This is a genomic window from Aciduricibacillus chroicocephali, assembly GCF_030762805.1.
GTDB lineage: Bacteria > Bacillota > Bacilli > Bacillales > Amphibacillaceae > Aciduricibacillus > Aciduricibacillus chroicocephali.
The window spans coordinates 273,716-300,322 of sequence record NZ_CP129113.1; the positions used below are offsets into that span (position 1 = coordinate 273,716).

At 43.2% G+C, this 26,607-nt stretch carries 25 protein-coding genes and 1 riboswitch; of the genes, 14 read left to right on the forward strand and 11 right to left on the reverse strand.

Annotated elements, in window-relative coordinates:
* Positions 1-77: 77 nt before the first annotated feature.
* Together QR721_RS01515 and QR721_RS01520 are read right to left on the reverse strand one after the other, a co-directional pair.
* On the reverse strand, positions 78-1,436 hold the full coding sequence (locus tag QR721_RS01515) for an NCS1 family transporter (protein ID WP_348029761.1): 1,359 nt from the start codon (positions 1,434-1,436) through the stop codon (positions 78-80).
* A gap of 494 nt (positions 1,437-1,930) precedes the next feature.
* The gene (locus QR721_RS01520; protein WP_348028485.1) at positions 1,931-2,680 is read right to left on the reverse strand and encodes a LytR/AlgR family response regulator transcription factor; all 750 of its coding nucleotides are present in this window, start codon (positions 2,678-2,680) and stop codon (positions 1,931-1,933) included.
* 114 nt (positions 2,681-2,794) lie between these two features.
* On the opposite strand from QR721_RS01520, the gene QR721_RS01525 reads away from it, so the two are divergent.
* From QR721_RS01525 to QR721_RS01550, 6 genes are all read left to right on the forward strand, one after another.
* Entirely contained in the window at positions 2,795-3,685 is an 891-nt protein-coding gene (locus QR721_RS01525) for a DMT family transporter (RefSeq protein ID WP_348028487.1), read from the forward strand.
* Between the two features lie 164 nt (positions 3,686-3,849).
* Complete coding sequence (locus QR721_RS01530; protein WP_348028489.1) at positions 3,850-4,575, forward strand: hypothetical protein; 726 nt, start codon at positions 3,850-3,852, stop codon at positions 4,573-4,575.
* 1 nt (position 4,576) lies between these two features.
* Positions 4,577-4,936, forward strand: coding sequence for a GntR family transcriptional regulator (locus QR721_RS01535; RefSeq protein ID WP_348028491.1), 360 nt, complete (start codon positions 4,577-4,579; stop codon positions 4,934-4,936).
* Between the two features lie 2 nt (positions 4,937-4,938).
* The gene (locus QR721_RS01540; protein ID WP_348028493.1) at positions 4,939-5,652 is read left to right on the forward strand and encodes an ABC transporter ATP-binding protein; all 714 of its coding nucleotides are present in this window, start codon (positions 4,939-4,941) and stop codon (positions 5,650-5,652) included.
* Positions 5,652-6,578: an ABC transporter ATP-binding protein gene (locus QR721_RS01545; RefSeq protein WP_348028495.1), complete on the forward strand. Its 927-nt coding sequence runs from the start codon at positions 5,652-5,654 to the stop codon at positions 6,576-6,578. The genes QR721_RS01540 and QR721_RS01545 overlap by 1 nt, the downstream gene beginning before the upstream one ends.
* Positions 6,571-7,521: a DUF2705 family protein gene (locus tag QR721_RS01550; RefSeq protein ID WP_348028497.1), complete on the forward strand. Its 951-nt coding sequence runs from the start codon at positions 6,571-6,573 to the stop codon at positions 7,519-7,521. Before QR721_RS01545 ends, QR721_RS01550 begins: the two co-directional genes overlap by 8 nt.
* Before the next feature lie 603 nt (positions 7,522-8,124).
* Here the strand turns inward: QR721_RS01550 and QR721_RS01555 are convergent.
* A complete protein-coding gene (locus QR721_RS01555) occupies positions 8,125-8,886 on the reverse strand; it encodes a sulfite exporter TauE/SafE family protein (protein ID WP_348028499.1) in 762 nt (253 codons plus the stop codon).
* A gap of 234 nt (positions 8,887-9,120) precedes the next feature.
* On the opposite strand from QR721_RS01555, the gene QR721_RS01560 reads away from it, so the two are divergent.
* Positions 9,121-9,582, forward strand: a complete 462-nt coding sequence (locus QR721_RS01560; RefSeq protein WP_348028501.1) for an STAS domain-containing protein — start codon at positions 9,121-9,123, stop codon at positions 9,580-9,582.
* Positions 9,583-9,708: 126 nt separating this feature from the next.
* Positions 9,709-10,692: a DMT family transporter gene (locus tag QR721_RS01565; RefSeq protein ID WP_348028503.1), complete on the forward strand. Its 984-nt coding sequence runs from the start codon at positions 9,709-9,711 to the stop codon at positions 10,690-10,692.
* 21 nt (positions 10,693-10,713) lie between these two features.
* On the opposite strand, the gene QR721_RS01570 is transcribed toward QR721_RS01565, so the two are convergent.
* On the reverse strand, positions 10,714-12,297 hold the full coding sequence (locus tag QR721_RS01570) for a catalase (RefSeq protein ID WP_348028505.1): 1,584 nt from the start codon (positions 12,295-12,297) through the stop codon (positions 10,714-10,716).
* 195 nt (positions 12,298-12,492) lie between these two features.
* On the opposite strand from QR721_RS01570, the gene QR721_RS01575 reads away from it, so the two are divergent.
* Both QR721_RS01575 and QR721_RS01580 read left to right on the forward strand, forming a co-directional pair.
* The gene (locus QR721_RS01575) at positions 12,493-12,942 is read left to right on the forward strand and encodes a MarR family winged helix-turn-helix transcriptional regulator (RefSeq protein ID WP_348028507.1); all 450 of its coding nucleotides are present in this window, start codon (positions 12,493-12,495) and stop codon (positions 12,940-12,942) included.
* The gene (locus QR721_RS01580; RefSeq protein ID WP_348028509.1) at positions 12,942-15,515 is read left to right on the forward strand and encodes an MMPL family transporter; all 2,574 of its coding nucleotides are present in this window, start codon (positions 12,942-12,944) and stop codon (positions 15,513-15,515) included. The genes QR721_RS01575 and QR721_RS01580 overlap by 1 nt, the downstream gene beginning before the upstream one ends.
* Before the next feature lie 21 nt (positions 15,516-15,536).
* Here QR721_RS01580 and QR721_RS01585 read toward each other — a convergent pair whose 3' ends face one another.
* Positions 15,537-15,902: a winged helix-turn-helix transcriptional regulator gene (locus QR721_RS01585; protein WP_348028511.1), complete on the reverse strand. Its 366-nt coding sequence runs from the start codon at positions 15,900-15,902 to the stop codon at positions 15,537-15,539.
* A 151-nt stretch (positions 15,903-16,053) separates the two neighbouring features.
* Between QR721_RS01585 and QR721_RS01590 the strand changes: the two genes are divergently transcribed.
* Positions 16,054-16,653 (forward strand): nitroreductase family protein, encoded by a 600-nt coding sequence (locus QR721_RS01590; RefSeq protein WP_348028513.1) that lies wholly within the window; start codon positions 16,054-16,056, stop codon positions 16,651-16,653.
* Positions 16,654-16,742: 89 nt separating this feature from the next.
* Positions 16,743-18,008: a CYP152 family fatty-acid peroxygenase CypC gene (gene cypC / locus QR721_RS01595; protein ID WP_348028515.1), complete on the forward strand. Its 1,266-nt coding sequence runs from the start codon at positions 16,743-16,745 to the stop codon at positions 18,006-18,008.
* 68 nt (positions 18,009-18,076) lie between these two features.
* Here the strand turns inward: cypC and ribH are convergent, their stop codons facing one another.
* The 6 genes from ribH to QR721_RS01625 all read right to left on the reverse strand — a co-directional run bounded on the left by ribH (position 18,077) and on the right by QR721_RS01625 (position 22,780).
* A complete protein-coding gene (gene ribH, locus QR721_RS01600) occupies positions 18,077-18,544 on the reverse strand; it encodes a 6,7-dimethyl-8-ribityllumazine synthase (protein ID WP_348028517.1) in 468 nt (155 codons plus the stop codon).
* Between the two features lie 28 nt (positions 18,545-18,572).
* On the reverse strand, positions 18,573-19,187 hold the full coding sequence (gene ribB / locus QR721_RS01605; RefSeq protein WP_348028519.1) for a 3,4-dihydroxy-2-butanone-4-phosphate synthase: 615 nt from the start codon (positions 19,185-19,187) through the stop codon (positions 18,573-18,575).
* A 3-nt stretch (positions 19,188-19,190) separates the two neighbouring features.
* A complete protein-coding gene (gene ribE, locus QR721_RS01610) occupies positions 19,191-19,856 on the reverse strand; it encodes a riboflavin synthase (protein ID WP_348028521.1) in 666 nt (221 codons plus the stop codon).
* A 147-nt stretch (positions 19,857-20,003) separates the two neighbouring features.
* Positions 20,004-20,151, reverse strand: a riboswitch (FMN riboswitch).
* A 63-nt stretch (positions 20,152-20,214) separates the two neighbouring features.
* A complete protein-coding gene (corA, locus tag QR721_RS01615; RefSeq protein WP_348028523.1) occupies positions 20,215-21,165 on the reverse strand; it encodes a magnesium/cobalt transporter CorA in 951 nt (316 codons plus the stop codon).
* Positions 21,166-21,380: 215 nt separating this feature from the next.
* Positions 21,381-21,953 carry a MerR family transcriptional regulator gene (locus QR721_RS01620; protein ID WP_348028525.1) on the reverse strand — a complete coding sequence of 191 codons (573 nt, stop codon included), beginning with the start codon at positions 21,951-21,953 and terminating at the stop codon, positions 21,381-21,383.
* Positions 21,954-22,075: 122 nt separating this feature from the next.
* Positions 22,076-22,780, reverse strand: coding sequence for a phosphatase PAP2 family protein (locus tag QR721_RS01625; RefSeq protein ID WP_348028527.1), 705 nt, complete (start codon positions 22,778-22,780; stop codon positions 22,076-22,078).
* A 161-nt stretch (positions 22,781-22,941) separates the two neighbouring features.
* On the opposite strand from QR721_RS01625, the gene QR721_RS01630 reads away from it, so the two are divergent.
* Both QR721_RS01630 and QR721_RS01635 read left to right on the forward strand, forming a co-directional pair.
* Entirely contained in the window at positions 22,942-24,666 is a 1,725-nt protein-coding gene (locus QR721_RS01630) for an ABC transporter ATP-binding protein (RefSeq protein WP_348028529.1), read from the forward strand.
* The gene (locus QR721_RS01635) at positions 24,663-26,480 is read left to right on the forward strand and encodes an ABC transporter ATP-binding protein (protein ID WP_348028530.1); all 1,818 of its coding nucleotides are present in this window, start codon (positions 24,663-24,665) and stop codon (positions 26,478-26,480) included. The genes QR721_RS01630 and QR721_RS01635 overlap by 4 nt, the downstream gene beginning before the upstream one ends.
* Positions 26,481-26,607: the final 127 nt, after the last annotated feature.

The following is a 26,607-nucleotide window of genomic DNA, read 5'->3' on the forward strand; positions in this document are numbered from 1 at the left end:
ATCTCTCCTTAGAAAATAGGCAGGCTGATGTCATCAGCCTGCCTTTATTAAATCTTATCATGCAAGCAGGTGATTAATCACTCAGCGTGCTTCTTTTCGAATATTGTTCCTTTTTTGAAAGGTGAATTTTTGAATCCGAATTTCATCAGTAGGAAGTAGGCTATGCCTGCAACAATGAAACCGATGATCCAGGCAAGATCAACTTCAATGAAGGCAGCGGCTGCTCCAATTAGCAAAGCTGTAAAGGCTGCCGGATTATAGCCTGCAAATGCACCATTTTTATCATAGAGTTCTTCCACATTCATTTTCTGTTTACGTAATACATAGTATTCAAGCAACAGAATGGCTACGAGTGGCCCTAGGAATGCTGAGTAAATCAAAACGAACATGTTCAGACCTTCTGAGGATGAATCTTTTACGAGCACCCATGGGAAGGAGACCAATGCAAGAAGGCCTGCAATTGTTGCTGCTGCCTTATATGGCATTTTTGTAAATAATTGAATTACATATGTTGGTGCAATGATATTTGCGACCATGTTTGTCGCGACAACGCCAAGAACGATGAACATAGAAACGCCTACTGTAATGTATGGGTTATCTACAACAATTGCGAATGCTTTAACAGGGTTTGAATTACCTGTTGCAGATGCAAGCATGACACCAAGTATCAAAACGAATCCATAAGCGACCAGGATAGGCAGGAAGTACAGCATTCCTCGCTTGCCATCACTATAGCCAGCCTTCAATTCACGAGAGTAATCAGAAGCACTGAGGAAGATGGCAGCATAGTTTCCAAGGAAGACCATGATCATCCCGAAGAAATGAACGCCCCAAGTACCTTTTGCATGAACCCAGTTATCAGTTATTGCCGTGCTATGTGAACCAAGCAGTTTAACGAACACATAGATAAGACCAAGCATGATTACAACGGAAGCGATTGCTTCAACCCATTTGATAGCATGGAAACCAAAGAGAGAAAGGACAACTTGGAAAATAACAAGTGCGACGAAGCAGATTGCAATGCTATCGAAGCCGCCGCTAGTGAAAATCTTAAGTATTTCGTTAAGGGCAGTAGCCCCAATCCAACTCTGGACACCATACCAGATAACGGCTGGTACTGCGCGTAGAAGGGAGGAAATAATCGTTCCTTTTAACCCAAACGACATACGCAGTTGCACTACATAAGGTACACCGGTACGGTAACCAACACGATCATTTAACGCAAAGATAAGGGAAATGATCCCAATGGCAATGATTGCTGCAGCAAATGTCTGGAAAATATTCAATGTTGCCAGACCAGCTACGACTACGCTGGCACCAAGTGTCATGTTTCCGAGATTAACACCATCGCCAATCCACATGAACATGTACGAAAGCGGCCCTACTGTACGGTCTGCTTGGCCATTCGGACGCAAAGTCTTGTCTTCGTTTGCCATGACTGATACGTCTTGTGCTGTTGTTTTGTTGTTTTCGTCAATGGAAGTCATGATGACACAACTCCTTTTAAATTTGAGTAAGCGGTTGTAAAAATGGCAGTATTAATTGGATACAGTCAGCGGGTCATTCTTTTTTATGACTGGCTGAAAGCCCTTGCAACAAGGATTTTGAACATGCATGTATTTGCTGTACTTATAAGTTGCCCTAATTGTATTAAGGAAAACGCTTTCTGTTGAAAAATATAAACAAAGCGACGTTGAAACATGACGAATTACAGAATGCATAAAACGAAATGGAAAACAGGACGATTTTTGATAAAAGCAAGTGGTTTTCTTTGAGTTAAAACAAAGACACCTTGTTAAGGCTTTGGGACTAAAAAAGATGAAGTGCCCAATCTTGGACACTTCATCTATTATTGCCTGGATCCCTCAGAAAAAAACCGGAAATACTAAAAAATTCGCATGCTTTCAAAAACATTGCTTAGAGCATCCCTTTAAAATCCTAAAGTCTTTCTGAAACTTTTCACATATGTCCTGCTGACTGGAGTACGTGAACCATCCTTGAAGAGCAGGTTATATGTGTCATTGAACCATGGCTGAATTTCAATAAGATAGTAAATGTTCACAATGAAGCTTCGATGGATGCGGACAAAAGAAGGGCCAAGCCGTCTTTCAAGTATATAAAGCGGTGTGTCTACAGTATATTTTCCTTCAAGCGTTTTAACGAATACTTTTCTGTTCTCAGTTCCGATATAAACAATTTCGTCGGTGTTGATAACGATGATGCTCTCTTTGAGTTTGATAAGGAATTTATCAGTATATTTATTACGTGCACGCATGCGCTTATATGATTTCTTTTCCGTCGTATTGCTTTTACTATATGTCTGATTATAATAATGCACTAATGTATCAGCAGATTTTTGCAATCGTTTCTTCGTAAAGGGCTTGACGATGTAATCAACAGCTCCAAGTCCAATTGCCTGCGGGGCATATGTGTCGTCAGAAGATGCGAAAATAAGCAGTGGCGGTGTCTTAAGGTGGTTAAGATGCTTTGCGAGTTCTATTCCTTCTTCAGGTGAGCCGTCCAGGTCGACTAGAACAGCATCAGGCTCCAGCCGGTTAATGTTCCAGAAAGCTTCTTTAGGGAAAGGCGCTTGGTCGATGAGCTTGACTTTATCATTCATCTCCAAGATTTCGATCAGCTCAGGATCTGTATTTTTTTGGACGAGATATATATTCAACATTCCTGGTTTCTCCTCTTCCCCCAACATTTTCACACTCATTGTTTCAATCGTTCCCTTGTATTAAGATGGGTAGTATTATAATTCACATTCATTATTAATGAAAGGGCTGAGAAAATGAACAAAAAAACTTTTTTTCTCGCGCTTATTACGGTTACAATTTGGGCTTCGGCTTTTCCAGCAATACGTGCCAGTCTCCAAGGCGGTTATACTTCGGGACATCTTATCCTTGTGCGTTTTCTCATTGCCTCACTTGTATTTGTAATCGGTTGCTTTTTGCCGCAAGTTAGATTAGGCCTGCCGAGAAAGCAAGATTTGCCAAGAATCTTCATCCTCGGATTAGTTGGTATTACAATGTATCATTGCGGTATTACCTTTGGCTCGCAAACTGTAAACTCCGGGACAGCTGCTTTGTTCGTCGGGTCGGCACCGATTTTTACAACAATTATTTCAGTCGTTGTTCTAAATGAAAAAATGAACACGATTAAGTGGTCAGGACTCGGTATCGGTTTTATCGGTATAGCTATCGTTGCGTTCGGTTCTTCCGGAGGGTTCGCGCTGTCCCGAGGTGTTCTGTTCGTCCTCATGGCTGTTATCGCAACTTCTGTTTTCTTCGTTTTTCAAAAGCCTCTCCTTGGCAAGTATAACGCAATTGAATTAACTGCATATTTTACATGGGCAGGTACACTCCCTATGCTCGTTTTCGCACCAGGAGTCATCAATAACTTGAGGGAGGCTACCTTACAGGCGCATCTTTCTGCTGTATATGTCGGTGTGTTCGCAGCGGCGCTAGCCTACGTCATCTGGGCAATGGCTCTATCCATTGGCGATCCGGGTTCAGTTTCCACGATGATGTACCTTGAGCCTCCGCTAGCACTCATCATTGCTTTTGTTTGGCTTGGTGAATGGCCTCATACGGTTTCACTTATCGGTGGCGCAATTGCAATTGGCAGTCTGCTTTTTGTTCATTTTATGGAAAAAAGGAAAACAAAATATTTACAGTATTGAACATCACCTTAAATGGATGATGTTCTTTTAATTTGTAAAAATATCCAAAAACTCTTCATTTTCCAGTTTTTATAGTGTACTATTTAACTAGTATACTAATTTGGGTTTTGGAGGTGTGTGCCATAAAGCAGTTTGTCGGTCTTTTTAAAAAGGATTGGTACTGGATGCGGACAGAGATCTGTTTGGGACTGGGCTTCTATAATGCTAGTCTGATCGTGCTTCCTTTAATTTTACAGAAGACGCTTGCAAGAGATACTTTACTGCATGATCTTGTTGTGGGAATGAGTTTTATAACCGTCCTTCTCGGTGTATTTATTCCAACAGTTGTAATGATTTGGTTATTGCATCATGACATGAAGCACCCGGATGTTTGGCTTCATACACCAGCCAGCAGTGTAAAACTGTTTGCAGTGAAAGTTTTTCTTTCAGCTTTAACCGGTATTGCAATGATCATTTTGACAGAAATTATTGTAACTTTGACCTATTTCAATTCAAATGCGAGTTACGGCTTTAGTGAAATGATTGGAATTGAGTTAAACTTGCTAGCCATTCTTGCCTATTTATCTTTAAGCGCAGCTTTTATGGGATTAATATTTTGGGTGCTTTATCAATTATTACGCCCTCACCTGGGGAAGGTGAGCTTAGTGCTCACGATAATCCTTTATTGTTTGTACATGTATGGATACAGCAAGTTCCAAGAGACGGATTTATACAAGAGTGTGTTTAAAATGAAAGGTTTGGATATTGGTGTCTTCACCTATAAATCAGGAGACTTTGAATTTATCGCTTCGGGTTTTCTTTCTATTGGAGATTTGCTATTTGACCTCTTTCTGAACATTGCTCTGGTGACACTGGCAATAATCCTCTTTAACAAAAAAGTGAGGTGCTAGCATGGGCATGGAATTTCTGCCGGATCGGCCAATCTATCAGCAACTTGTAGAACATATCATCGGTGAAGTTATCCGCGGCGCAATAGCGCCAGGTGAAAAATTGCCATCCGTGCGGGAGTACGCACTTGAAGTCGGTGTAAATGCGAACACAATGCAGCGCGTTTATAAGGAGTTGGAACAGTTGGGTGTGACGGAAACGAAGCGGGGCCAAGGATCATTTGCATCCCAGGATAAAAGGAAACTGCAGGAAATTCGTGAAAATTTGAAGTCCCAGCTAGTTGAGTCATTTATGAAAAAGGCAGAAAGCTATGGCTTTACTGCAGAAGAAATGGCTCGATTTTTGGAAGGGAGGGGGGAGTGAAAATGATTAAGCTTCGTAATGTTAATGTTGCCTACGGTAAGCGGCAAGTCTTGAACAACGTTTCACTAAAGGTTGACAGAGGAAAGATGATCGGCCTAATTGGACCTAATGGCAGCGGTAAGACTACGTTGCTTAAGCTGATGGCTGGTTTGCTCCAAGCGGACTCAGGCTATGTGGAGCTTTCAGGAGAGACTGTGACTAGACGTACCGCAAACAAGATTGCCTATATGACAGATACTGATAATTTCTTTCCTTATTTCAATGCGAGGCAAATATTCGAATACTATGAAAGCCAGTTTTCCGACTTTGTCATGGAGAAGGCGTTGGATGTTGCGGAATTCTTGAGTGTTCCGTTGGAGGAGAAACTAAAATCTTTATCCAAAGGCAATAGAGGCAGATTGAAAATTGCAGCCACCTTTGGAAGAGAGGCAGACTTTTATTTATTGGATGAGCCTTTTTCAGGGCTTGATCCAATGGTGCGCAGGCAAATAGCTAAGGGCTTGATCCGCTACACTGACCCAGAGAAACAAACAATTGTCATGTCTACACACGAGATTCAGGAAGCAGAACCGCTTTTTGATGAACTCATTGTTTTGAGTTATGGAAATGTCATTGCGACAGAAACAGTCGATGGAATCCGGGATCGATACAATATGGACACCACATCTTGGCTCGTATCACTTTTTGAACAAAAAAATAAAGAGGAGGCTTTTTGATGACAGAGAAGGCGATGGAGCTTGTCGACGTCAGGAAGTCGATTGGCAGAAAAGAAATAATCAAAGGTATTACATTTACGATTAATAAAGGAGAAGTATTTGGCTTTATCGGTCCGAACGGAGCCGGTAAAACGACTACAATCCGTATGATGGTTGGACTGATGAAGCTTTCAGGCGGGGAAATTCGGATCTGCGGTAAGAGCATCAAATCAGAATACAAAGAAGCTGCACGTGAAATCGGGGCTATTGTAGAGAACCCTGAGCTTTATCCATTTATGACGGGTTGGCAAAACCTTGTTCATTTCTCCCGCATGCAAAAAGGAGTTACAAAAGAGCGCATCAAGGAAGTAGTTGAGCTTGTCGGCCTTGGAAAAGCAATGAAGGAGAAAGTTGGAAAGTATTCACTTGGAATGAGACAACGACTCGGTATTGCTCAAGCTCTGTTACATAAGCCTTCTGTTCTTATACTTGATGAACCGACAAACGGCCTCGATCCAGCTGGAATTCGTGAAATGCGGCAGCACATCAGGAATTTGGCTGAAAAGGAGAATGTCGCAGTTATCATTTCTAGCCACTTGCTCTCTGAAATTGAGCTGATGTGTGACCGTGTCGGTCTAATCCAGAATGGAAAAATGGTCGCAGTAGAAGCGGTCAGAGAGGCTGAAAAACCGGATGTACCAGCTTTGCAGGATGTTATTCTTGAAGCAGTACCGCTAGAAAAGACACGTTCATTGTTGTTTGCTTACGACAAAATTGAAGCGAAAGCTGAAGGTGATCTGCTCAGGTTCAAGTGCCCGAAGGAGAGATTGCCGGAGATTGTCGCCATGCTCGTTCGCGACAATATAGCAATCTATCAAGTTGGCGCAGGAAAAGCGACATTGGAAGAAAAATTCTTTGATCTGATTGGAGAGAATACAATTGTTTAATCTGATACGCAACGAACAAATGAAGCTGTTTATCCAGAAATCCACTTGGATTATGCTAATAGTTCTTGCCGTTCTGGCGTTTTTCAGTGTACTGCTTTTAAAACCTGATGAAGCAAACAAATATACTGATAATAATTGGCAGGAGAAGCTGCAAAAAGAGAATAAGGCATATGAGAAAGATGTAAAGAATCCCGATTTTGCAGGCGATGCCAGTTTTATTGAATATAAGATGGGACAGATTAAGACAAACAATTATTATCTAAAAAATGATATTAAGCCTCTTAATTACGGCGCATGGCAATATGTACTGGATGCAAAGGACTTCCTGTCCATGTTAAGCTTGCTGACAATTATTGTTGCTGCCGGAATTGTTGCAAATGAGTATAGATGGGGGACAATCAAGCTCTTGCTGATTCGTCCGATGACGAGAACGAAGATATTGTTGTCAAAATATATTTCAGTTCTGCTTTTTGCACTGATCAGTCTCGTGCTTTTCATCGTTGTAGCATGGGTGGCAGGCGCAATTTTTGTTGGAGTGGATGGTCTGAATCCGAAAGTCGCTATTTATTCAGATGGCAAAGTCCTTTATGAATCGATTATTGGAATCATCTTCAAGGACTATGGTTTTAAGCTCGTAAACCTTGTAATGATGGCAACATTCGCATTTGCAATCTCGACTTTATTTAAAAACAGCGCTCTATCCATTGGTATTTCTATTTTCCTCATGATGGCAGGAAGTAGCATTGTTGTCTTCCTGGCCAATAAATCATGGGCAAAATATATTCTCTTCGCTAATACGGATTTGACACAATATACGACAGGCGTTCCACTGTTCAAAGGCACGTCACTCGGCTTTTCAATTACTGTACTCGTCGTCTACTATATTGTTTTCCTTGCAGTCTCCTGGATTTCCTTCACGAAGCGGGATGTAGCTGGAGCATAGAAAAAGAGGCTGGGACAGAAGTGTTTCAGCCTAAAGAAAACCCGAACTAAAGCAAAGAGAAATTTTGCCTTAGTTCGGTTTATTCATTTTCAAGTATAGATTTTTAAAAGTATTTTGGGATAAGTCGCCGCTGCGAAAAGAATGCTCGCTTTCACCCAAGAGCATAAGTGCGACATCTGTTCAAGCTACCTTTTCAGTCGCTTTCTCAGTGTCTTTCTTTACCTGCGGGCAAGCACTGAGCCATTGTGGCGCAAGCGCCTCACTGGCTCAGTACGCTTGTTTCGACGGCAGGATGCCTAGTGATAGCGTTGGTCGCAGGACGCGACCGATTTTAGCTATCTTCCCGCGGGAGTCTCGCATTTTTTCTCCGCTATGTCTGACGTTCTATCCAGGATTGCAGTGGAAGGCGACGACTCCAACGGGAATAGCATGAGCTGAAGATAACATTCCAGGCGTTCTTTGCCTGGAATTTAGCTGAAGCCATGCCCGTGGAAAGTATTCGCCTGCAACGGAAATCCGACGAGTTACAACCAGCCTTGCTATAGTCATCGGATTGATTGTTCGTCTTTTACCCAGGCAAATTTAGTTATGTCCCGGCCTCTTTTAATGTCCGAATAACAGGATCAATCCCCCAGCAGCCGGCACAGAAATCATAGCTATTTTTAAAATTAGAAGGTGAAGTCTTGATGTGAATTTTGCACCTATATAGGAACCGATCACTGTGCCGCCAATTACTTCAATGAATAGCTTGATATCGATAAAACCGAGAGTGAAGTAACCGAATCCTCCCATTAGTGCAATTGGCAGGATGACAAGCATCGTTGTACCTGCAGATTGCTGGATTGTCAGGCCAAAGAATGTAAGCAGGCCAATTTGGATAAACGGAGTCGAACCAATACCGAAAAGACCCGAGAGAATACCGGTAATAATACCGACACCGACAGCAGCAGCCCAGAATTTGAAACTATTCGGGGATGGGATTTCGGGCTGAGAATCTGCGAATACACCGAAACCCCTAAATACGCGTATAGCCAGGAGTAATGAAGAGAGAAATAGCATCGAAGCTGTGAGCCATTTCAGATTGTCTGCTGGTATGAGATAAGAAAGTTGTGAACCTGTGAATCCGCCGATGGCACCAAAGATTCCTGTTGCCAAGCCGACAGAAAGAATTGTATTACGCTCGCGGAAATGGCTGTATGTCCCCGAAAGCGATGTAAATACCATCGCAAGCAGTGAAGTGCCGAGCGCAGTATGAATCGGAATACCGAAAAAAATGGTCAATATCGCAATGATGGACCCAGCGCCTCCGGCTCCAATGAAACCGAGAAGCAGACCCATCAAAAGCATTGTCAATAAAATAAGCATGGGCTTGTCCACCTCCATCATTCCCCATTATAACATGACGGGAAAAAAGGGTTTTTAACGGGTCTTGTCGAATAGAGTTAATGTATTGTGTACGGGAAGTCATTTACAATATACCAATTAACCGATATATTATTGAAATCATGTGTGGCTTTTATGCTTTCATTCTTAAGATTTAGAAAAACAATCGCGTTTTAAGACTTCATGATGAATCGCATGCAGGGAGAGATTTAAAGAATGAGCAATGAAATAGATGAGCTTAAAGCGAGACTCAGGGAGTATGAGCAGCTCGTGGAAGAGCTTTCCGCACCAATAATTCCTTCTATCATCCCGGAGACAATTCTTGTTCCGCTTATGGGGACGTTGACAGAGCAGCGTTTTCAACTGATACAAGAAAAGGTATTGAATACGATAGCGAACGATGGTTCAGACACTGTTTTGATAGACTTCACAGGTATAAATCTGAATGATGTGGACCGGATGGGTCTGGACGGGCTTAGTTGTCAGGTGTCGCAGTTGAACAGCGCCCTTGATGTTATGGGCGTAAAAACGGTGTTTGTCGGTTTTTCTCCTGAGTTTGTTCGGGCGATTGTAACAGCAGGTGTCGATGTAAGCCGGTATCATGTACATGCCAGCTTTCGGACAGCGTTGCAGCATGTCATGCGCGATAAGGGACTGGAGTTCAATGATCTCAGATAACTTTCTTTAGCCGATTGTATATAACGAGCAATCGGTTTTTTGTCGTACTCTTGTCAAACTCCCTTTCAATTGGCATGATGGAATTAGTGATTCAATATATTCTTTCATAAAGGAAGGGGGAAGACGATGCGACCAATCATACTAGGTATTCTTGCTGCCTTCTTCTTCGCTTTTACTTTTGTATTGAACCGGTCAATGGAACTGTCTGGCGGCAGCTGGATTTGGAGTGCTTCTTTACGCTACTTCTTTATGCTTCCCTTTCTGTTTCTAATTGTCGGTCTCAGAAGAAACTGGAGTGGGGTTAAACGTGAAATTGCAAAGTCTCCAACTCCGTGGCTTGTCTGGAGTTTTGTCGGATTCGTACTATTCTACGGACCGCTCAGTTTTGCAGCGGCTTATGGACCAGGATGGCTTATAGCGGGTACATGGCAAATTACAATTGTCTCCGGATCTTTGCTGGCTCCTCTCTTTATTCAGAAGCTTTCGGCACCTGGAGGGGATTTGTTAGTAAGAGGGAAAATTCCTGTGCGAGGGCTTTTTATGTCGCTCATCATTCTTGTGGGTATCATACTCATGCAGGCAGCACAGGCACAACATCTGTCGACGAACACTTTGTTGCTATCTGTTATTCCTGTATTAGTAGCATCCTTTGCTTACCCGCTCGGAAATCGCAAAATGATGGAGCTTGTTGGCAGCAGACTTGATACATACCAACGTGTTCTTGGCATGACACTTATGAGCATGCCATTCTGGATTATTCTGGCGATATATGGGGTTATGACGGTCGGTTGGCCAAGTTGGAGTCAGACTTTCCAGGCGTTCATTGTAGCTGTCAGCTCAGGTGTCATTGCAACAGTACTATTCTTCCAGGCTACGGACCTTGTGAAAGGTGATATGGCGAAGCTTGCGGCTGTTGAAGCGACACAAGCAGGAGAAGTACTGTTTGCGGCAGCTGGGGAAATAATATTCCTGTCAGCTCCATTGCCTTCAGGTTTATCGACTGTAGGCCTTTTACTTGTTATAGGCGGTATGGTGCTGCATAGCTGGGTTTCGGGGAGGACGTCAGAGCCGAAAAATAGAAATACTAAAAAAGCTGCAGATCTTGGGTGATCTGCAGCTTTCTTTTGCATATTAATAAGGATCGGCTTCGTGGCCTTTTTGCTCGGCTTCACGTGGTGCATCAGGACCGCTTTCATTGCCAAGCGGGTGCATGCTTGATTTACCTTTTGCGGCATTTTCCAAGCCTTCACGGAGACGGCGGCCATATTCTTCATCAGCCTCTTCAGCAAGTGCCATCATCTTGTCTTGAAGTCGCTTGTCACAGTCAGAAAGGTCATTGACGAGATTCTTGATCAACTCATCACGTTCCCAGTCTTCAAACATACGATAAGTCTCGCCAGCTTGTTTCGTATTGCTCTGACGGTCAATGGATTCACGCACAAGTTTGCCTTCGTAGTAAGGCTGATGTTCCTTACCAGCTGGTTCCTGCTCCTGCAGACCGCCAAGGCTGGATGGTTCATAGTTGATATGCGGATTCTGACCTGGGGCAAGATCTCGTTTATATTGCATTTGTCCGCCCATCTGGTTTGTTGCGACATCTGTCTTCGGTGCGTTGATCGGTAATTGCAAATAGTTCGCTCCGACACGGTGGCGCTGAGTATCCGAATAGGAGAACGTCCGTCCCTGGAGCATTTTATCATCAGAGAAATCAAGTCCATCAACGAGGACTCCTGTACCGAAAGCGACTTGTTCAACTTCATTGAAATAATCTTCAGGGTTTTTGTTCAGAACCATTTTGCCGACCGGAAGCCAAGGGAACTTGTCTTCTGGCCAAAGCTTCGTGTCATCAAGCGGGTCAAAATCGAGTTCTGGATGTTCGCCGTCTTCCATGATTTGAACAAATAATTCCCACTCCGGATAATCTTCGCGTTCAATTGCGTCATATAGATCCTGGGTAGCATGGTTGAAGTTCTTCGCCTGAATTGCTTCTGCTTCTTCTTGTGTGAGGTTCTTGATGCCTTGCTTTGGTTCCCAATGGTATTTGACGAGAACACCCTCGCCGTCTTTATTTACCCATTTATATGTGTTTACGCCTGACCCTTGCATTTGGCGATAGTTCGCAGGAATGCCCCAAGGTGAATAGATGAACGTCACCATATGGAAGGATTCAGGAGAATTCGCACAGAAATCGAAGAAACGCTCTGCATCCTGAATGTTTGTAATCGGGTCTGGCTTAAAGGCATGGATCATATCTGGGAACTTGATCGCATCGCGGATAAAGAAGATTTTCAGGTTGTTACCAACTAGATCCCAGTTGCCATCTTCTGTGTAAAATTTCACCGCAAAACCGCGGGGATCACGTAATGTCTCGGGAGAATGCCCGCCATGAATAACGGAAGAGAAACGCACAAATACAGGTGTTTGTTTGCCTTTTTCCTGGAATAATTTTGCTCTTGTATATTTGGAGACAGGCTCATCACCGACTGAACCATATGCCTCGAAGTAGCCATGTGCCCCTGCACCTCGTGCATGTACAACACGTTCTGGGACGCGTTCTCTATCAAAATGGCTCAGTTTCTCAAGGAAGTGGTAGTTTTCCATTGTTGCGGGACCGCGATTGCCGACAGTTCTAAGATTCTGGTTGTTCGTAATAGGGTGTCCCTGTCTGTTTGTCAACTTCTGCTCATTGTTTTTATTGCCTTTATGATCAGCCATTTATAGATTGCCTCCTAAGACATACAGAATTTTTGCCTAGGAATACTATTTCCAAGTATTGGTTTTAACAAACGTCCATTGGGGGAAAACATTGAGTTTGTAACAAAAGATTTACTTTCAAAACCTTTGACTTTAATATAACTTAGTACTAAGCTAAAATAAGTTGGAAGGTATTGGATGAGGAGGCTGAAGACGATGGATGAGCAAAGAAGGAAGGATCTGATCGAGATTCAGGAGCTGTTCAATGCCCTTACAAAGAATGCAGCATTGGATTGGCATCACCATGATGAGACAGGTCTCTCACTCAATCAGGTATTCATACTGGAACTTCTTGAAAGAGAAGGGCAGACACGGCCTTCTGATCTTGCTTCAGTTATGCAAATTACGACTGGTGGGATTACAAGTCTCTGCCAAAGGCTTGTTGAGAAACAATTTATCGTAAAAGTGGCGGATCAGGAAGATCGCAGGGTTATCCGCCTCGCTGTTACAGAAAAGGGAAAAGAAGTGCTTAAGAAAGCGTTGCTTGCCCGGGATATGATGGTTGATCGGCTTTTTGGATCACTTGAAAAGTCTGATATTGATTACTTGAAGAGAATTGGGAAGCAATTACTTCGCGCTTCTCATGTAAGGGAGGAAAGCAACTGATGAGACAGGTCATCCGTTTTCGCTGGTTTTTCGCCGTATTATGGATTGCGCTAGCAGCGGGTCTTTTCCTGCTCGCTCCAAATCTGCAGGATCTTGTCCGTGACAAGGGGAATATACAGGTTCCGGAAGAGTACAATTCACAACAGGCTGATAAATTGCTTGAGAAAATCAGCGGTGATAAGAGCGAGGATACGGCAAGTGCCGTGCTTGTTTTCAATGACAAGAACAAGCTTGGCAATGGAGAGAAGAAAGATATTAAGAGGATCATTGACAAGCTTGAAAAAAACAAAGATAAGCTTGGAGTATCAGACATTCTAGATTATACAAAGGATCAGCAGATTGCTGATCAGACTGTTTCCAAGGATGGCAAAACAGTCCTCGTACCGTTCAATGTCTCGCTGAAGAACCAGGATATTGGCGAAACACGGGAAAAAATCGAAAACGAGGTAAAGGATGCAAAGGTAGATCATTACCTTACGGGTCAGCAATATATCGAGCAGGATATCATTTTGAATTCTGAAGAAGGGCTTAAGAAGACTGAATTGATCACCGTCGGATTGATTCTCGTCATTCTCTTTATTGTTTTCCGTTCATTTGTTGCACCATTCATACCGCTTCTTACTGTAGGGGTCAGCTATCTTGCTGCACAGTCAGTTGTAGCGATACTGGCAAATACAGTGAATTTCCCGCTCTCTACATTTACTCAGATTTTCATGGTCGCGGTCATGTTCGGCATCGGAACGGACTATTGCATTCTGATCATCAACCGCTTCAAGGAAGAATTGGGCAAACATGATAATGCGAAAGAGGCTGTGCTAACGACTTACCGTTCAACGGGGAAGACATTCATGTTCGCAGGTCTCGCTGTTCTGATTGGTTTCTCGGCCATTGGACTCTCAACATTCTCACTTTATCAGTCTGCCGTCGCAGTTGCGGTTGGAGTTGCGGTCATGTTGCTAGCTATTTTGACACTTGTACCGTTTTTCTTGGCAACACTCGGTTCCAAGCTATTCTGGCCATTCCATAAAAATGTTGCTCATAAGGAGAGCGGCATTTGGGGAACGATGGGCAAGTATGCCTGGAAACGCCCGATGGTAGCAATTTTAATCGTCGCTGTAATTACTATTCCATTCTTACTAACATACAGCGGTTCAAAATCTTATAACAGTCTTGATGAAATCGGTAATAGTTATCCATCGGTAAAAGGATTTAATCTCATTGCTGACAGCTTTGGAGCAGGACAGATCATGCCGATGACTGTTGTTTTGCAGACGAAGGATCACAAAGTAAGTTCAACAAAGGATTACCAGGATATTGATCAAATTACAAATGAACTTTCCAAAATAAAGGGTGTGCACAGTGTTAGAAGTGCAACCCGTCCAGCTGGAAAGATCATTGATGATTTCCGTCTGAAAAACCAGGCGAAGAAGCTTGCTGAAGGGCTTGATAAAAGCGGAGAAGGTCTGAACAAGATCCAGCAAGGGCTTGGTAATGCATCCGGCCAGCTGCAACAAGCCGGTCCAAGTCAGGAACAGCGAGTACAAATGGAGCAAATGCAACAGGCACAAGCAGCACAGCAAGCTTCAGGAACTCAAGGTGGGCAGGCGGCACAAATGCAGCAAGCTCAGATGCAACAAGCGCAAACTCAGATGGAGCAGCTCGGTCAATTGCAAAAAGGCCTAGGAGAAAGTGCTAATGGCCTTGGGGAAATTGGCAAAGGACTCGACCAGACGCAAGCCTATTTGGAAGAGATCAGCAAGAACGCCGATCCTTCTTATGTTTATATTCCAGAAGATGCAATTAAGGACAAAGGTTTTAAGCAAGGGACGGAAATGTATCTTTCCAATGATAAGAAAATCACCAAATTTGAAGTGATTCTTGATTATAACCCTTACTCCAAAAGTGCGATGAATCTTGTTGGAAAGGTTAAAGACAGGGTAGACACAACGAAAAAAGGAACTGTGTTTGCCGATAGCAAGACGAAAATCGGTGGTGTCAGCAGCATGAACCATGATTTGCAGCAAATATCTGATGAGGATTATTCACGTACAGCGGTGCTTATGATTGCTGGAATCTTTATTATCCTTGTCATCTTGTTGAAATCACTCGTCATGCCACTATACTTAATCGGTTCATTATTGCTCACTTACTTCACTTCAATGGCAATTGGAGAAGTGATTTTTACAGATATCATGGATTACAGTGGTATGACATGGGCAATTCCATTCTTCGCTTTTGTCATGCTCGTAGCACTTGGAATTGACTATAGTATTTTCCTCATGGGTCGCTTTAATGAAACGAGAACAGGCGATATCATGAATACATTCCTGCAATCGATGAAAGATATGGGGACTGTCGTCATCTCGGCAGCTGTCATTCTTGGCGGGACATTTGCAGCAATGCTGCCGTCAGGTGTCCTCTCGTTGCTTCAGATTGCAACAGTTGTCATCACAGGGCTCTTCTTGTACGCCTTAATCATTTTGCCTCTATTCATTCCGGTTATGGTCCGCCTGTTCGGTCCATTCAACTGGTGGCCATTCAAACGAGAATCAGGCAAGAAGCAGACAGAATAAAAAAACAGCCGTTCTTCCATATTAGGAGGAACGGCTGTTATCTGTTTCAGTTTCTTTGCTTGCCATATGGGCAAGATGGTTTGCACCCCATTCGTGCATCGCTTCCAGGATGGGTCCGAGTGTCTTACCGTATTCTGTAATGGAATATTCGACTTTCGGTGGAACTTGAGCATACACTTCGCGATGGATAATATCCTGCTCCTCAAGCTCGCGCAAATGCATCGTTAGCATACGCTGTGTAATATCAGGGATGTTGCGGCGAAGTTCATTAAAGCGATAAGGTTTGCCTGACAAAAGTATATGCAGTATGACCGGCTTCCATTTGCCGACAATTGCATCCAGGGCGACTACAGTTTGACATTGCATCGGGTTTTTGTCATTTTTCATCTGAAAGGCCTTCTTTCGGTATATTTTTTGATACTATATAACAAAAAACTGCCTACTTTTATTTTTGATATGCAAGGATATAATAAGTATATAGTTGTTTATGTGACACTGAATAAGCATAACATATTTTTTAAAAGAGAGAGGGCAAAAAATGAATTTGCATTTGGACGAAGCAATCAAAAATAGAAGATCATTCTATGGCCTCAGCAAAGAAGCTGTAGCTACAGATGAAAAGATAAAGGAAGTAATCGAATTTGCGGTTGCAAATGCACCAACAGCATTTAATTCCCAAAGCGGACGCGTTGTTGTCCTCCTAGGTTCCGAGCATGATGCATTCTGGGGTCTTACTTCAGATACATTGAAAGAACTCTCTGGAGATAAAGACTTCTCCCAGACTGAATTGAAGATGCAGGCTTTCTCTGCAGGTTATGGAACAGTCCTTTTCTTCGAAGACATGAATGTTGTAAAAGGTTTGCAGGAACAATTCCCTTCTTATAGCGAAGCATTCCCTGGTTATTCTCTACAGTCTTCAGGCATGTTGCAATACATTGTCTGGACTAGCTTGGAATCTCTTGGCTTTGGAGCTTCTTTGCAGCATTACAACCCACTTGTTAACGCTGCAGTCCAGAAAAAATGGGATCTTCCTGAGAGCTGGGAACTAATTGCCCAAATGCCATTCGGCAAGCCAACAGCTCCAGCTGGGGAGAAAGATGTCCAGTCATTGGAAGGCCGAATTAAAGTATTCAAATAATCATCTCTAAAACGCTTTGCATCAATTATGATGCAAAGCGTTTTTTCATTTGGCTTTAAGGCAATAATCAATGTATTAACAAAAAAAGGGTGAGTGTCTTGAAACAGCAGAATTGGATGCCGGAAGAAGAGGGAATCGACCATACGGCAGGAGTCATCAGAGAAGGTTATATGTATATTCCGAATCGGATTCGCAGTTACCAGACACCTGTTTTCAAAACAAAGATTCTGGGAGCCGATGCAATTTGCATGAGCGGACAACAGGCGACCGAGCTTTTCTATGATACGGAGAAGTTTGAACGCAGTAGTGCCGCGCCTCAGCGTGTGTTGAAAACACTATTCGGTAAAGACGGTGTCCAAACACTCGATGGAGACGAGCATCGTAATCGGAAAGAGATGTTTATGTCTCTGATGACGAAGGAGCGGTTAGAGAAGCTCCGGCAATTGACGACCCTTAGATTTGAGGAGAAATTAAATGATTGGAGCTACAAAAAGGAAATTGTTCTGTATGAAGAAATGAAGAAGATGCTTACGCGCATTGCCTGTGAGTGGGCTGGCGTACCACTTTATGCAAGTGAACTTGAAAATCGGACAAATCAACTTGCCAAGCTGTTTCAAGATGCAGCTTCAATCGGCATTGGGTATCAAAAATCGGTCAAGAGCCGATCCTCTGCTGAAAAGTGGATTCGCGGACTAATCGAAGATGTAAGAGAGGGGAAATTGAACCCTGAAGATGAAACCGCACTAGCTGTCATGAGTCGTCATAAAAATCTTAATGGTGAGCTGCTTGAGACTCAGACAGCTGCAGTAGATCTACTAAATATTTTGCGACCGATCGTAGCAATTTCAATTTTTGTCAATTTCACTGCACTGGCAGTCTACCATTACCCGGAAGAAGCAGAGAAGCTATATGATGGCAATGAAGATAAGCTTCAACGTTTTGTCCAGGAAGTACGGAGATTCTACCCGTTCTTCCCATTTATACCGGCGAAAGTCCGTCATGATTTTTCATGGAAGCAATTTGAATTCAAACAGGGGACACTCGTCTTGCTTGATGTATATGGAACGAACCATGATCCTACACACTGGGATAACCCAAGTTTATTCAAACCGGATCGTTTCAAAGAGTGGGAGGATAGTCCGTTTGGATTTATCCCTCAGGGAGGGGGAGATTACTCGTTCGGACACCGCTGTGCCGGTGAATGGGTCACAACCGAGATTATGAAAGTTTGTCTCGATTTCCTTGCGAACAGAATGACATTCGACGTACCAAAGCAGGATCTGTCATTCAGCTATGTAAACATGCCTAGCATCCCGCGCAGTAAAGTCGTTCTAACGAATATCCGGAAAAAATGAAGCGCCAAGCCTTAAATAGGCTTGGCGCTCTTTCTGTAACTGGACTATCTAAATCTAATAATGAGGACTTAACTAAATTGCTTCAGCAAATTAGCCATTTCGATTGCGGCTGTTGCAGATTCCCCGCCTTTATTACCGGCTTTTGTACCAGCACGTTCAATAGCCTGTTCAATCGTTTCAGTTGTTAGCACACCGAAGATGACAGGTGTTCCACTTGCAAGTGCTGCATTGGATGTCCCTTTAGCCGCTTCATTGCAAACATAGTCAAAGTGAGGTGTTGCCCCGCGGATAACTGTACCTAATACGATAACAGCATCATAGCGACCGCTATCAGCCATCTTTTTTGCGATAATAGGCAATTCAAATGCGCCTGGAACCCAGGCGACGTCAATGTTTTCTTCTTGTACACCATGTCGCTTCAAAGTATCTTCTGCACCTGAAAGCAGTCTGCTTGTAATGAAGTCATTGAACCTCGCTACGGCAATGCCGATTCTTAAGTCTGTCCCAACAAGATTTCCTTCAAAAGTTTTTCCCATATCTATTCTCCTCCTACAGGTTCGCCGCTCAGTATGCTGAGATGGCCTGTTGTTTTTTATAATTCACGAGTTCTTCTATTGTAACTAGCTTCAAGTCCCATTCAGACGCCAGCTTCATTAAATCAGGGAGTCTAGCCATGGAGCCGTCTTCCTTTATAATTTCACAAATAACCGCTGCTGGTGCTGCATTGCTTAATTTAGCAAAATCGACTGCGGCTTCCGTATGGCCTCGTCGTTCGAACACACCTTCGTCCTTGGCAATCAAAGGAAAAACATGTCCCGGACGTTTGAAATCTTCTGGCAAGCTTTGCGGATCAGCGAGTGCTCGAATCGTGAGTGCTCTCTCATCTGCACTGATGCCGGTCGTTGTACTTGCATGATCAACACTAATAGTAAAAGCTGTACCGAGCGGATCTGTACTGTTCTCAGTCATCATGGGCAGGTTCAGGTGTTTTGCGATCTGGCTATTGATAGCTGTGCATACGAGGCCTTTGCCATGAGTAATCATGAAATTAATCATCTGTCTGTCAATTCGGTCGGCAAGCGCAATGAAATCTCCTTCATTCTCTCGATTTGCATCATCCGCGACGATGATTGCTTTACCTTTTTGCAAATCAGCAATTGCTTCCTCAATCGTATTCATCTTCTACAGGCCTCCTTCAAGAAATCCGGCTGCGGCAAGATTTTGACGGGTAATCGTGCTATCTGATTCTTGAGAATGCTGTCGGTCAGTCATTTGCCAAACATGTTTTGCCAGCATGTCACATTCAATGTTGACGATATCACCTTTTCGTTTGCTTCCGAGCGTCGTTTCAGCCGCTGTATGAGGGATGATCGAGATGCTGAATGAATCAGGATCTACATGGAACAGGGTAAGGCTGATACCATCGACTGCAACCGAACCTTTTCGTAGAAAGTATTTCGCAAATCCATCTGGAATGGAAATATTGAATATAATGGCGTTTTCTAATGGTTGTTTATCGAGAATCTTAGCAGTGCCATCTACATGCCCTGAGACGAAGTGGCCGCCAAATCTACCATTCGCAGACATTGCGCGCTCAAGATTCACTTCTGAACCGGAAATAAGTTTTGCCAAATTCGTAGCATGATAGGTTTCCGGCATTATATCTGCCTTGAAAGACGCTTGATCAAATGCTGTAACGGTAAGACATACACCATTAATGGCGATGCTATCACCGAGAGAAATGTCCTCCATAATGCGCTTTGCTCCAATTTCAATTTCATAGGCGTGCGCTGAACGCTGTACAAGACGTCGCACAACACCTTTCTCTTCAATAATTCCTGTAAACAAAAGTATCCACTCCCTTATGTTGAAACTCAAAAAGCCCTTGAAGTCGGCTTCAAGGGCATAAGGGCAGAATATTTCAAAAGAATGAATGCTGAAAAACACAAACAAACCACAGAAAATAGTGATTTTTGCGTACGCAAACAAGCTTTTCAAATCCTTCTCCCATCCAGACTTTAACTGTCGGCTCCGGAATTGCACCAGATCCACCGCTTGGCATAAAGCCGCACGGGTCACGGACTAAGAAGCACATGGCTTCATCACCGCCGGTTGGGAATTACACCCGACCCCGAAGGAATAAACGTGTATGAAATTGTACATCTAAACCTTAAATGAATTGTTCAGAAATGTCAAATGCAATCATTCAGCCAAACCAGCCTCGTTTTTTGAAAATGACAATCATGACTACTGTAATAAACAGCATCGCAATCATGGCAATTGGATAGCCGTAATGCCAATGCAGTTCTGGCATATTTTCAAAATTCATGCCATAAATACCGGCTATGAAAGTTAGTGGCGCAAAAATAGAAGTGATAACAGTTAGTACTTGAATTACCTTATTCTGTTGATAAGAGTTAATTGAAATAAAGTTATCTCTTATGTCATTTGTAATTTCACGATTAGAATTTGTCATATCTGCCAACCGCAAAAGGTGATCATAGATATCCATGAAATATTCGCGCCGATCTTGTATGCCTTGTAATCTGTGGGAGTAAAGAATTCTGTAGAATAGATCACTCAAAGGGTTGATCGCATGCCGTAATTCAAGCAACTGATGACGCAATTCAAATAAACGCTCCAATAATTGATCCATTGGCTCTTCATTCGGGTTCTCTTCGACGAGGTTGATTTCATCCTCCAAATGGGCAAGTATAGGGAAATAATCATCAACAACATTGTCCATTATTTCATAAAAGACTTTGTAGGTATCCCATTGTCCGATATTCTTTAGCGCCTGCAGTTTTTTCCATGTTTCATTCACTTCTTCAAGGTCTTCATAATGGAAGGTGACGATATAATTCTCACCGAGGAAGAAGTCGATTTCATATTCGTTGTAGGCCTCGGGGCCAGGAAGATGGGTGACAAAGAAGGAGAAGTCGTCATAATAATCAAGCTTCGGACGCTGCATGCTGTAAACGCAGTCTTCAATGGCTAGCGGATGGAAGTGAAGAGAATTTCTCAATTCCTGTGTTTCAGCTTCACTCGGTGAATTGAAGTCAATCCAGCACCATTTGTAATCTTTAATGTTCAAGTTATGTATTGTTAAATTTTCAACTAAACAGTCATTACTGTCTATTGCTGCTATGCGAATCATTCGTTTTTCTCCTTGCTTGCATTTGTTTCTCACATGATAGCATGATTCTCGTATTGAATCATGAAAGGCCTCATGAAAAAGCATGAGGCCTCCGACGGACATGTCGCATTTCAGCTTCAGTTGCTTACATTGTCTACTATGGATTGGAGCTTGCTTGTGACAGAGTACTCCATTTATTGTTCCACAATGCGATTCAATTCAAACAGGGTGTCACTTTAGTTGATTCGTCGTATATTCTTAATCCGGTAATACTTCCTCTCTACGCTTGTGAGGGAACGGTTCATGCTTTTTGCGATATCTTCTAATGGTTTGTTGGATTTCATCTGTTCCAGCAGTTGCCGTTCTTCCTGGATCGTCCAAGGTTTATAGCGGGTTTCTTTCCGTTGCATGCGAAGTGGTTCAACCCAACCTGGCTCAGGCGGAAGGGCATGACGTTCAATTTTTGAAAAGTCTACTTTTTCTTTGTAATCATAAGCCCATTCCCAGAAATCGTTTGTATCAACGAAGTAAAATGTTTTCTCTCTTTTCGTCTTTCGTTTTTGGTAAGGCAGGCCATAACGATCAGCCCAATGTTTTACTGTATTTCTATCAACGTTGAGAAGACGAGCTAATTCTCCCATTGTCATGAGGCCGACCTGATCGCGTGTATTGGCAATTCCCATTCTTTTCATCTTCAGCTCCACACTAATGACAGTCCTATTCAGCTTTTTTGCGATAGAATCAATACGCGTCATTCCTGCTTGCTGTGCCAAGTATGCTTCTTCTTCCCTCGTCCAATTTCTCCGCAATGTCATTACCTCCCCATTGATGCCTGATATTGACCCATTCCCGGAATTGTCAAGAAGTATGCGCTTACAAGTAAAGACAAATAAAAAGATGCTGTCGTTAAATACGACAGCATCTTTTTCGGTTAACTGACATGACGTGAAGGCTCTGTTTTCAAGCTTTCGTCTTTCAAATTAAACTTTATAAGCAAATTATGCAGTGGTTTACGCGCGTACAGATATACGCTAATAGAGATGAACACTGAAGCGGAACCGAAACAGAAACCTGCAAGGACATCTGTAGGGAAATGAACACCAAGGTAAATACGGGTCGCCAGAATGAACCAAATAAAGCAGAACGCAACGAGACCGATTACAACTCGCTTCAAAACAGTTCTTGCCGCTAGGAAAAGAGCGAGAGCAATCATGCCATAGAATACTGTTGTGCCTGTTGCGTGACCGCTCGGGAAGCTTTCGCTAGTTTTTGAAACAAGTTGATGAAATTCAGGACGATCTCGATTAATTGCCGATTTTAGCAATTTAGTGGCAATTGCACCGCAAAATAGAATTGTACCGCCGAACCAAAGGCCGTCAGCGAATCGTTTTTTTATAAATAGCACAATCGCAATCACGATTGTAAGGGCGATGACAAGGCGCATATTGCCAAGTTCTGTCGCAACGAGAATAAAGGATGTTGTACCTGATGAAATATGTGACTGGATGGCATCAATCCAGTAAAGGTCAAAAGTCTTAACCCAGGCGGAATTCGTTACTACACCAAAACAGATGATGCAGAACAGAGCCAGGAAGACGAGGCCGATCAGCAATAGGGAATTTGATTGTTTTCTCATGTGCTTGTTAATCCTCTCTTGGTTGAAATCTATTCTTCATCATAACAATTTGTGGAGGACATGCAAGCAAAATAATGCGAGTATGACCTTCAGATTCGCGAAAACAGGACTGCTTTGCTAATCTGATAATAGAGATTTATTGAGGAAAGGAGACCAAGTGCATGTTGCGGATTTTCAGACGGCTTAAGGTTTATAAATGGTTTGTACTCGGCAGTTTTTTATTCATTTTCATTCAGGCGATGACAGATTTATTCCTGCCAACTTTAATGGGTGATATCGTCGACAACGGTGTTGTGAAAGGCGATGTCGCTTATATATGGAGAATAGGAAGTATCATGCTGGGTATCGCGGCTGTTGGAATCTGTGCCTCCATTACAGCTAGCTATTGTTCTTCCAAGGCAGCAATGGGACTTGGTCGGGATTTGCGGCGCAATGTTTTTACTCATGTCGAAAATTTTTCTCTTGAAGAGTTCGATGAAATTGGTACAGCTTCATTGATTACTAGAAATACGAATGATATTACTCAAATTCAGCAAGTAACCATTATGGTTTTGCGGATGGTCGTCATGGCTCCGCTCATGTTTGCCGGAGGGCTAATCATGGCTGTATCTAAAGATGCCAAGCTTTCACTCGTTATTCTTGCCATTACTCCATTCCTTGCTGGAGGTATTTTGCTTATTCTGAAAAAAGGTGTGCCGTTGTTCAGAATGGTACAGAAGAAGCTTGATGCGCTTAATTTGGCGATGCGTGAGAATCTCACTGGAATCAGAGTCATCCGAGCCTTTAACAAGGAAGACTATGAAAAGAAGCGTCTAAGGAAGGCCAACGGTGAGCTCACAGATGTATCAATTCGTGTGAATAAGCTGATGGCCTTCATGATGCCGCTTATGATGCTGATCATGAACTTGACGACTGTGCTCATCATTTGGTTCGGCGGTATTCGTATTGAAAGTGGTGGTATGCAAATTGGGGATCTGATGGCATTTATCCAGTATGTAATGCAAATCATGTTCGCCCTTATTATGGCTTCAATGATGTTCATTGTTATTCCACGTGCAAGTGTTTCGGCCAAACGAATTAATGAAGTCCTTGACTTGCAGCCTGGTGTAAAAGATAGCGGTACAGAAAAAGCCAGTGAGGAACACGGTACATTGGAATTTGAACATGTTTCATTCAGCTATCCGGGGGCAGAGGCACCAGTAATATCTGATATTAGTTTCCGTGCAGAACCAGGTGAAGTAACAGCAATTATTGGAGGAACTGGATCAGGTAAAACAACACTCGTTCAGCTCATTCCGAGATTTTTTGATGTTACGAGTGGAGCAGTTCGGGTAAATGGCCGGAATGTGAAAGATTATGAACAGGGAGCTTTACGCTCTATGATCGGCTATGTGCCTCAAAAGGCACTGCTTTTCAGCGGAACGGTTGCCGACAATATCCGTTACGGTAAGGAGGGTGCGACAATTGAAGAAGTCCAGCATGCTGCAGAGGTTGCCCAGGCATCTGGCTTTGTAGAGGAAATGGAGCAAGGTTATGAAACACATATAGATCAAGGTGGTAAGAATGTATCCGGAGGACAGAAACAACGTCTTTCAATTGCACGGGCAATCGTCCGCAAGCCGGATCTCTATATATTCGATGACAGCTTTTCGGCATTGGACTATAAGACGGATGCCAAGCTGCGCCAATCGTTGAAAGATGAGACGAAAGAGGCGGCAGTACTCATTGTCGCTCAACGCGTCAATACAGTTCAGCATGCTGATCAGATCATCGTTTTGGATAAGGGGAAAATAGCCGGAATCGGTACGCATGAACAGTTGCTTGAGAACAATGGCGTATATCAAGAAATCGTCAAATCGCAAAACGGAGAGGAGGGGATTGCATGAGTCCGAGAGGCGGAGGTCATGGAGGCATGATGATTCAAGGGCGGAAACCGAAGAATTTTAAAGGTACGCTGCGTCGTCTGCTTTCATATCTCAAACCAAGGCGCAAGAGGATTACTGCTGTTTTCATCGCAGCGATTTTCAGTACTCTTTTTGCCATAATTGGTCCTAAAGTGATGGGGGAAGCGATCACCGTCCTTTTCGAAGGTGCGTATGCAAAATTTCAGGGAAATGGTACAGGAATCGATTTTGGTAAAGTCGGTCGTCTCCTCGTCATTCTGGTGATCCTTTATGTATTTAGCAGTCTTTTCAACTTCCTGCAGCAATATTTGATGGCAAGTGTTGCACAGCGTACAGTATATGACTTGCGCGAGGCGGTTTTTGCCAAGCTTGATCAATTGCCAATCCGCTATTTCGACGAGCACTCCACAGGGGACACATTGAGCCGTGTTTCAAATGACATCGATACAATCGGCACAACATTGCAGCAAAGCCTTACTCAGCTTGTCACTTCCATTGTGACAATTGTCGGTATCATCGTCATGATGCTGACAATTAGTCCATTGCTGACTTTGATTGCAGTAGTCAGTCTGCCGCTGTCCATCTTTGTCATCCAACCGATTCTGAAGCGCTCACAGCGACAGTTTGCTAAGCAGCAAAAGACTCTTGGCGAACTGAATGGGCATGTGGAGGAAATGTACACCGGACACCAGGTTGTTAAGGCTTTTGGCAGAGAAAAGCAGGCAATCGATAAGTTTGACAGTGTGAATGAGCAGTTGTATGACGCTGGGAGAAGGGCACAGTTCATCTCTGGGGTAGTACAGCCTATCATGACTTTTATTGGAAACCTTAGCTATGTCCTTATCTCTATAGTTGGCGGAATCCTCGTAACGAAGCGAGCGATTTCCATTGGAGATATACAGGCGTTCATCACATATTCGAAACAGTTTAATCAGCCCCTTAGTCAGACGGCGAATATTGCCAATATCATTCAATCAACGATTGCAGCGGCGGAACGGGTCTTTGAACTCCTTGATGCGGAGGAAGAGCAGCCTGCTCCAAAAGAGGAGAGTACTGGGAGAATAAGTGGCTCAGTCGAATTTGAACATGTCGCTTTCGGTTACGGCGATACAATGCTCATGAAGGATTTGAACATCCATGTTGCATCAGGCCAGACAGCGGCAATTGTTGGACCGACGGGAGCGGGAAAAACAACGCTGATTAATTTGCTCATGCGCTTTTACGACGTAAATAGCGGAACAATTAGTATTGATGGTAAAGACATTCGTAAAATGAGCCGGATTGACTTGCGTAGGCATTTCGGAATAGTCCTGCAGGATACATGGCTTTTCAAAGGAACGATACGAGACAATATTGCTTACGGTAAGGAAAATGCGGCAGAAGAAGAAATTAAGCAGGCGGCAGAAGCAGCACATGCAGACCATTTCATCAGGACATTGCCAGAAGGCTACGATACTATTCTAAATGAAGAGGGTACGAACCTTTCCCAAGGACAGAAACAGCTGCTTACCATTGCCCGGGCAATACTGGCGGACCCTGAAATCATGGTTCTTGATGAAGCAACATCAAGTGTTGATACAAGAACAGAGCTGTATATTCAACAGGCAATGAATCATTTGATGGAGGGACGAACGAGCTTCGTCATCGCCCATCGTCTATCAACCATTCAGAATGCCGATCTTATACTCGTCATGGATAAGGGAGATGTGATCGAGCAGGGAACGCATGAAGAGCTGCTAGAAAGAGGCGGATTTTATGCAGATTTGTACAACAGTCAATTTGAAGATGCCGGATAAATTAAAAACCTTGGAGAGCTGACTTTATATCAGCCCTCCAAGGTTTTTAATTTACTAGCTTTGCACTTCTATAAAAAATGTTTTACTTCACCAAAATTATAAAAGAGCTGTATCAAAAGCGATACAG